At 44.0% G+C, this 1,460-nt stretch carries 1 protein-coding gene; it reads left to right on the top strand.

Going from position 1 to position 1,460, the window contains the following annotated elements; all coding sequences use genetic code 11:
* The first annotated feature begins 105 nt into the window (after nucleotides 1–105).
* Nucleotides 106–1,261, top strand: a protein-coding gene (locus tag AC6I5A_RS13840; RefSeq protein WP_497900777.1) for an IS3 family transposase whose coding sequence is annotated in 2 segments (ribosomal slippage) — nucleotides 106–380 and nucleotides 379–1,261 — 1,158 coding nt in all. Because the reading frame shifts where the segments join, the coding sequence is not laid out codon by codon here.
* Nucleotides 1,262–1,460: the final 199 nt, after the last annotated feature.

Raw genomic sequence — 1,460 nt, 5'->3', positions numbered from 1 at the left:
TCTATTTAGCCATGGAACTATAATGTACCCATGAATTAGGACACGTTTTCACAAAAACATCGTGAATCTGATAAAATGAATTAAGAGGAAGGCAGGTTCACGAACATGGGGAAACGCAAATTCACAGCGGAGTTCAAGACCCAAATAGTATTACAAGTGCTGCGCGAGGAAAAGGAACTCGGAGCCATTGCGGCCGAACAGCAAATAAACCCTAATCAACTAAGGACATGGAAGAAGGAATTTCTGGACAAGGCTGCAAGCGTTTTTGATGGCAGTCGTCAGACTAAGGAGTCTGAACGTCGTAAACGCGAGTTGGAGGCTGAAAAAGAAGATATGCTAAAGACAATAGGTCAGCTCACATTAGAGCGTGACTTTCTTAAAAAAAAATCTATCCAAATCATGGGAGCTGACTACGAGAAGAAATTTATTAGATGATGAAGAGTTTCGATCTCTCACAGTTAAGCGCAGGTGTGAACTGTTGGGGATCCAGCGCAGTGGAGTGTATTACAAGTCTAAAGAATCTAGTGCTGAGGATATAGAGCGTGAAGAGCATATCAAACGACGAATAGACTATTGGCATACTAAGTTGCCCTCTTCAGGTGTGCGAAAACTGCGTAAATTCTTGCAGGATCGAGATGGTATCAGCATCGGTCGTAAGCTAATTCGGCGATATATGAACGAGATGGGTATCTACGCAGTTTACCCCAAGCCTAATCTTTCCAAGCCCGGCAAGGGCCAGCATAAACTGCCTTACTTGTTGAGGAATATGGATATTTTTCTACCCAATCAAGTTTGGGCTATAGATATCACCTACATACCAATGGCGCATGGACATATGTATCTAACAGCAATTATCGACTGGTACAGCAGGTTCATTGTAGGATGGACACTCTCTGACACATTGGACACAGCACCCGTATTGGATGCGGTGCAAGCAGCCATAGCTCGGCATGGGATACCAGGCATAATAAATTCGGATCAGGGTAGCCAATTCACAAGTGAGGGATACAAAAGTTTACTGCGTTCCCACGGGATACGCCAGAGTATGGACGGCAAGGCACGCTGGGTAGACAATGTAATCATAGAACGCTGGTTTCGGAGTTTAAAAACTGAGTATGTGTATGTTAATGAATATAGTAGTCCACGTGATCTGCGTGCCGGTATCTGCGAGTACATTAACGATTACAATGTATTGAGGCCACATCAGAGCCACGATTACGATACGCCAGAGACGGTATATAGCTCTAAGTTTGCGGCGTGAGGGTAATCAAGGCCAATGGACATGTTTGCCATTGGCCGGAGTCAATTATACTTAAGGAGCGCTGTCAAGGTCGGGTAGTATTTGCTTTGCAAATCTCCACCCTTCCCTTGACAGGAGTAGTTTGACCAATAATGCAATAATGGTAGTATCTGGTACATGATGTTTTTTGAAAATCTGTCTTGACAAGGGGGACACTATA

It is taken from the genome of Desulfosporosinus sp. Tol-M2, from assembly GCF_059735615.1.
The sequence above is the reverse complement of the archived record's forward strand: the minus strand, read 5'-3'. Positions and strand labels throughout refer to the sequence as shown.